6 protein-coding genes are annotated in these 6,308 nt (G+C 68.3%); 2 read left to right on the forward strand and 4 right to left on the reverse strand.

All coding sequences use genetic code 11. The annotated features are described in order from the left end of the window. Window positions 1-152: 152 nt before the first annotated feature. Window positions 153-1,274 (reverse strand): AI-2E family transporter, encoded by a 1,122-nt coding sequence (locus tag JHC81_RS07110; RefSeq protein ID WP_292172553.1) that lies wholly within the window; start codon window positions 1,272-1,274, stop codon window positions 153-155. Between the two features lie 98 nt (window positions 1,275-1,372). On the opposite strand from JHC81_RS07110, the gene JHC81_RS07115 reads away from it, so the two are divergent. Beyond that, the gene (locus JHC81_RS07115) at window positions 1,373-2,974 is read left to right on the forward strand and encodes a helicase HerA-like domain-containing protein (RefSeq protein ID WP_292172556.1); all 1,602 of its coding nucleotides are present in this window, start codon (window positions 1,373-1,375) and stop codon (window positions 2,972-2,974) included. Window positions 2,975-3,191: 217 nt separating this feature from the next. Here JHC81_RS07115 and JHC81_RS07120 read toward each other — a convergent pair whose 3' ends face one another. Both JHC81_RS07120 and timA read right to left on the reverse strand, forming a co-directional pair. After that, the gene (locus JHC81_RS07120; protein WP_292172558.1) at window positions 3,192-4,283 is read right to left on the reverse strand and encodes an MltA domain-containing protein; all 1,092 of its coding nucleotides are present in this window, start codon (window positions 4,281-4,283) and stop codon (window positions 3,192-3,194) included. Window positions 4,284-4,339: 56 nt separating this feature from the next. Next, window positions 4,340-4,981 carry a TIM44-related membrane protein TimA gene (gene timA, locus JHC81_RS07125; RefSeq protein WP_292172563.1) on the reverse strand — a complete coding sequence of 214 codons (642 nt, stop codon included), beginning with the start codon at window positions 4,979-4,981 and terminating at the stop codon, window positions 4,340-4,342. Window positions 4,982-5,207: 226 nt separating this feature from the next. On the opposite strand from timA, the gene secB reads away from it, so the two are divergent. Next, a complete protein-coding gene (secB, locus tag JHC81_RS07130) occupies window positions 5,208-5,732 on the forward strand; it encodes a protein-export chaperone SecB (RefSeq protein WP_292172565.1) in 525 nt (174 codons plus the stop codon). A gap of 87 nt (window positions 5,733-5,819) precedes the next feature. On the opposite strand, the gene JHC81_RS07135 is transcribed toward secB, so the two are convergent. Next, window positions 5,820-6,308, reverse strand: a 489-nt coding sequence (locus JHC81_RS07135) for an exonuclease domain-containing protein (RefSeq protein WP_292172568.1), incomplete at its 5' end; no start/stop codon positions are given.

Here is a 6,308-nt window from a genome sequence, read left to right on the forward strand (position 1 = left end):
GGGAGGGGGGAGGGGAGGGACCGATCTCTAACGCCGCGGCTTCGGGGGGAGGGTGGGCCGCGGCGACAGGTGTGAGATAGGCGGCGGTTGTGGCCAATCAAGGGCAGGATAGACCCTGAAATCCCAATGAGGCGCGGCAGGTTGACGCGGGGTCAGGCCTCGCTGACCGCCGCCTGACGCCGCGTGCGGGCCGCCGTCTTTTCCTCGCCCTCATGGGCATAGGGTGCCCCGTCACCCGACAGAAGGATGGCCATCCAGCGCGAGCCCTTGAACTCCGCCAGGATCGCCATGGCCATGACGGCCAGGGGCGTGGACAGGAACATCCCGGTCACGCCCCACAACTGACCCCAGAAGGCCAGGGCCAGAAGCACCACGATCGGGTCGATGTTCTGATTGTCGCCCTGCATGCGCGGCTGGATCAGGTTGCCGCTGACGAACAGTATCGTCTGCAGCCCGACCAGCAGGATCAGCGCGGGCCAGTAGCTCTGGAACTGCACCAGGGCGAAAAGCGGCGGCACCAGCCCGGCCACGGCCCCGCCCAGCACCGGAATGAAGCCGACGACGAAGATGACGAAGGTCCAGAACTCGGCATTCTGAAGCCCCACGGCCCGCATCAGGATCCATGCGACCAGACAGATCAGCGCCCCGGTCACGGTCTGCACCCACAGATAGCCCTCGACCCCACCGCGGATGCGTTTGAACACCTCCAGCGCCTCTGCCCGGTCCCCGCGCTTGGGGAATAGGCCTTCCATCTTGCGACCGAAACCCTTCTGCGCCGCCAGAAGGAAACCCAGATAGATCAGGACGAAGAAGGCCCCGGAGGCCACGCCCTGCGCCTGCATTGCCGCCTGGGTCAGATAGGAGCGCACGTCCAGCTGGGCGATCAGCTCGGTCGCGGTCGGCGGCTCGTTCGCGCCAACCAGCGACCAGACGTCCTGAAGGATCTGGTCCAGACGCGGGCCGATGCTGGCCGAGACGCCACTGGCCTGGCCAAAAAAGCCGGCCGCCCCGTCGACGATGATGGCGATGGAGATGAAGAAGCCGATGGTCACCAGCGTCAGGGCCGCAATGCCCGACCAGCGGTGGGACAGGGGCGTGCGCTTGTCGATGAAGCGCTTCACCCCGTCGATCATGATCATCAGGAAGATGGCCATGGCGAGCGGCGTCAGTATGCCCCTCAACCAGTACAGCGCGGCTCCCACAGCCACCACGGCGATGATCACCAGGGCGTTGCGCGACACGGCCGAGGTCGGAAATGTGATGGGCAGTTTCATGGGCATATGGTCAAGGTCCGGACAGACGTCGTCAACGGCCTTGAACCTTGTGGCCCGCCGGTAGACGATGAAGTGCGCAACCCCCGTTCGGAGTTCCCATGACCGAAGCCGCCCCCAGCCTTTTCCTCGGCCAGTCGCTGGACGACGACAAGGCCGCCCAGACCCTGCTGCTGGGCCGGGCCAACCGGCACGGCGTGGTGGCCGGGGCGACCGGCACGGGCAAGACGGTGACGCTCCAGATCATGGCCCAGGGGTTTTCCGACGCCGGGGTTCCCGTCTTCTGCGCGGATGTGAAGGGCGACCTGTCCGGCATCTGCATGCCCGGCTCGCCCAATGAAAAGCTGCTGGCCCGCGCCGCCGGCATGGGGCTGACGCTGACGCCCAAGGCCGCCCCCGTCGTCTTCTGGGACCTCTACGGCCAGAAGGGGCATCAGATCCGCACGACGGTCAGCGAGATCGGCCCGGTCATGCTGGCCCGTATGCTGAACCTGTCGGAGGTGCAGGAGGGGGTGCTGTCGGTCGTCTTCCATGTTGCGGACAAGGAGGGGCTGCTGCTCCTGGACCTGGACGACCTGCGCGCCATGCTGGCCCATGTCGGAGAGAATGCCGAGCGGATCGGGCGTGAGGTCGGCAATGTCGCGCCGGTCTCCATCGCCGCCATCCAGCGGGCGATCCTGCAGCTGGAACAGGAGGGCGGGGCCGCCTTCTTCGGCGAACCGGCGCTGAGGCTGGAGGACATGCTGCGGACCAGTCTCGACGGTCGCGGTCAGGTCAATGTGCTGGACGCCACCCGCCTGATGAACAGCCCGCGCCTGTACGCGGCGTTTCTGCTGTGGCTGCTGTCCGAGCTGTTCGAACAGCTGCCCGAGGTCGGCGATCCGGACAAGCCGCGCCTGGTCTTCTTCTTCGATGAGGCCCACCTGCTGTTCACTGACGCGCCGGACGCCCTGCGCCAGAAAGTCGAGCAGGTGGTGCGCCTGATCCGCTCCAAGGGCGTCGGCGTCTATTTCGTGACCCAGAACCCGGCCGACATTCCCGACAGCGTTCTGGCCCAGCTAGGCAACCGCATCCAGCATGCGCTGCGCGCCTATACCCCCGCCGAGCAGAAGGGGCTGAAGGCCGCATCCCAGAGTTTCCGCATCAACGCCGCCTTCGACACCGCAGAGGCTATTCAGGGTCTGGGCGTCGGCGAGGCCCTCGTCTCGACCCTGGACGAAAAGGGCGCGCCGCGCATCGTCGCCCGTACCGCCATCCGTCCGCCCGACAGCCGCCTGGGGCCCGCCACCGACGCCGAACGCGCCGCCGTCATGGCCTCAAGCCCCGTGCGCGGGGCTTATGACACCCCCATAGACCGCGAATCCGCCGAGGAAGTCCTGGCCGCCCGCCGCGGCGAGGCCGACAAGTCGCTGGCCGAAGCCAAGCTGGCCGAAGCCCAGGCTGCGGCTCAGGCCAAGGCCGATGCGGCCGCCGCCAAGGAAGCCGACAAGGCCGAGGCCGCCCGCCTGAAGGAACAGACCCGCCAGCAGGCGCAATACGAACGCGACGCCGCCCGCGCCCGCACCTCGGCGCGAGCGCCAGCCCGCCGCTCCACCCGGGAAACCCCCATCGAGGCCGCGACCAAGTCGGTGCTGCGGACGGCCGGGAGTACGATCACGCGGGAGCTGCTGCGCGGTCTGCTGGGCGGGCTGAAGCGGCGATAGGACAGTTCACCTCTCCGTTCGCGCAGGCGAATGGAGAGGACAGACCGGCGCGTCAGCGGCGGTCAGGTGAGGGCGGCTCCGTCAGAGCAGGAGATGTCCTAAACAGCGGTGTCGGCGGATAACAGTCCAACGCCTGCGCCGCCCCCTCCTGATCGCTGCGCGATCGGTCCTCCCCATCGCCTTGAAGTGGCAATGGGGAGGTGAGCGAGGGCGGATCTCAGCCCCTCGGCACCAGCCGCCACATCCTGAGGGGATGCCGCACGGCCCCTGCTTCTTCACCGGCCGCCTCGCCCCGGCCCATGTAGAGGTCGGCGCGGACGGGGCCACGGATGGCGGAGCCGGTGTCAAGCGCCATGACCAGACCCTGATAGCTGGCGCGGGCTCCGGCCAGATTGCCGCCGTCGGCGCTGATCCAGACCAGGTCGCCATAGCGCCAATGGGCCGGATCGATGGCGATGGCGCGGCGGGCGGGCAGGGCGATGCCTGCCGCCCCATTGGGATCGCCCCCGTCGTCGGGGTCCATGGCAAAGAAGATGTAGCGCGGGTTCAGGGCCATGACGCGCCTGGCCTCCGCCCCCCGATGCGCCGCCAGCCAGGCCCGGATCGCCTCGCCCGAGGTGCCATTGGCAGGCAGCAGCCCCTGCTGGGCCATCGGCCGGGCGATGCCGACGAAGGTGCGGCCATTGTCGGCGGCGTAGGAGGCGCGAGCTTTTGATCCATCCTCGAACGTCAGATAGCCCGAGCCCTGGATCTGCATGAAGAACAGGTCCTCGGCCCGCATCCAGGCCAGTGGGGCCTGGCCCGACACCGCCTGCGGCGCGGCTTCGATGGCGGCGCGCTCAGGCAGGGTCTGGCCGCGCGACCACCCCGCCGGCCGCGCCAGGACAGGGGCGTCGAAGGTCGCGTCGGGTCGTCTCCGGGCCTGATACTCCGGCGCGAAATAGGCGGTCAGCAGCCCCGGCGAGCCGTCATCGGTCCGCGCAGCCACGACGACGAACCCGGTCTCGAAGAAGGCCCGCGCCATCGAGGGCGTGACCGGGCGCGACGTCCGGCGGATCTGCATGGCCCGGTCGCACTGGGCGCGAGCAGCGGCATCGCGGGCGACGCCGCAGCCGTCGGTCCAGGCGTTGAAGGCCGCCAGATGATCTTCATAGGCCCACCCCGCCAGACTGGCCGGGCCGTCGGCGGGGGGCGGAGCGTCGGGCGTCGGTGGCGGCGAGACCGGACCGGCAGGCGGCGGAAACGCGGGTTGGGATGTCACGGGCACCATCGACCCGCCGGAGCAGGCGGCCAGCACAAGCGTGGCCATAAGGACCAGCCTTGCCCTTAGCTGACCCCGCGAACGATGCGCGGGGCAGCCAGACATCATGCCGAGGCGGATTCCGTCCGGGCCAGAACCCAGTTCGGATCGCTGGCCCCCAGGGTCCGCTCGAAGGTCCACAGCTCGGCCACGCGGCGCTCCTCGACCTGCTCCTCGGCCGCCTCGTCTGCGGATTTTATGCGGTTGCGCAGCTCGGCCAGGAAGCGGACCTTGGTGATGGCGCGGTTCTCGTTGACCGTGGCCAGTTCGAGATCGGCACGGGCGGGATGCAGGAACTCGACCGTCTCGCGTTCGCCCCTGGCTTCGCGGGCGGCGATCCCGGCCTCGAAGCTTTCCATCACCACAGGCGACAGAAGAGGCTTCAGCGTCTCGCGGTCACCCTCCGCATAGGCGCGCACGATGGTCTCGTGCGCTTGGCGGGCGCCGTCCAGGAAGCGGGTCGGGTCGAAGTTGGGGTCGCGCGCCTTGAGGCCCGCGATGGACGCCAGCGTGACGGCGTCCAGGACGTTGGGCCGCGCTCCATTGCCCAGCTCGGGCACAGTCGCGTTTGCGGCGGGCACCGGCGGCTTGGCGCGGGCGTCCTCCTCGGGCTGGCGACCGACCTTCTTGCCCAGCACATTATAGAGCATGAACAGGACGACGGCGGCGATGGCGGCGTAGATGACGATCTGGATCTGGGCCGGCACGGATATTCCTTGGGCTGTCGCCCGGGGACGGGCGGCGCGAGTGGTGAGGATTAGGGACTGATATGGGGCGACGCAAGGCGAACGCCACGCCGTGCGGCACCCTGGCGCTTCGGGCGACCCTCGGGCCCATGCTCCAGATTGCCGTGTTCGCCCCCTCGTGTTAGTCGCCGCGCCTCATGGACGCCCGCCGGCGTCGCCCCACCTTTCAGACAGATCGCGCCTCACGATGACCGACGTAACGCCCGCCCCGACTGACACGCCGACCGACAGCCAGAACGGTGCGCCCACCGAAGGCCAGCCCACCGGCCCCGGCTTCCGCATCGTCGCCCAGTACGCCAAGGACCTGTCCTTCGAGAACCCGCGCGCGCCCGACAGCCTGCGCATCGAGGGCAAGCCCGCGATCGACCTGGGCGTCGAGATGAATGCCCAGGGCCGCCCCGATGGCCTGTTCGAGGTCGAACTGCGCCTGACCGTCAAGGCGACCACCGACACCATGACCGTCTTCGCGGTCGAGCTGGTCTATGGCGGCCTCTTCGCCCTGTCCGGCGTGGCAGAGCAGGACATCGAGCCGATGCTGCTGATCGAATGCCCGCGCTATCTGTTCCCGTTCGCCCGCGAAATCATCGCCGGCGCGACCTCGGACGGTGGCTTCTACCCGCCCTTCATGCTGGACCCGATCGACTTCGCCGGCATCTATGTGGCGCGCCAGCAGCAGATCGCACGCGGTCCGGTCGATAGCGGCCAGGCCTGAAGAAGGGTCTAGGTTCCAGGGATTAGGTTTTAGGGAAAGTCAGATGGCGGAAGCTGCCGTCGTTATTCTTTCCCTAGAACCTGAAACCTAATCCCTAACCCCTACCTCCACCCCATATCCCGCCCACAGCGAGTGATCCTTGAGCGTCGCCTTCAGGAAGGCGGCGTGGATGGCCCGTTCCTCCTCGGTCGAGCGGGCGGCCAATGGGCGCGGACGCGGCGCATAGCCTTGGGCCCGATCAGCGGCGACCGCGGCGGCCACGGCCTTGGCGGACGACAGGTCCAGACTGCGTTCCTTGCCGCCGCGTAGCTCCAGATAGACCTCGGCCAGCAGCCGCGCATCGATCAGGGCCCCGTGCATCGTGCGGTCGATCAGACTGATCTTGTAGCGTTTGCACAGGGCATCGAGAGAGTTGTGCATACCCGGAAACCGGCTCTGGGCCAGCTTCAGCGTGTCGATCCAGCGATCGGCGTCCAGCAGCGGGTGGCTGCACAAACCGCATTCATGGTCGATGAAGCTGCGGTCGAAGGCGGCATTGTGGGCGATCACCGGCGCGTCGCCAATGAAGTCCATCAG

The organism is Brevundimonas sp. (assembly GCF_016463295.1).
Classification (GTDB): Bacteria; Pseudomonadota; Alphaproteobacteria; order Caulobacterales; family Caulobacteraceae; genus Brevundimonas.

Coding starts and splice junctions, on each gene's coding strand:
- JHC81_RS07115 (WP_292172556.1), top strand. CDS start 1,373: ATGACCGAAGCCGCCCCCAGCCTTTTCCTCGGCCAGTCGCTGGACGAC.
- JHC81_RS07110 (WP_292172553.1), bottom strand. CDS start 1,274: ATGAAACTGCCCATCACATTTCCGACCTCGGCCGTGTCGCGCAACGCC.
- JHC81_RS07120 (WP_292172558.1), bottom strand. CDS start 4,283: ATGGCCACGCTTGTGCTGGCCGCCTGCTCCGGCGGGTCGATGGTGCCC.
- secB (WP_292172565.1), top strand. CDS start 5,208: ATGACCGACGTAACGCCCGCCCCGACTGACACGCCGACCGACAGCCAG.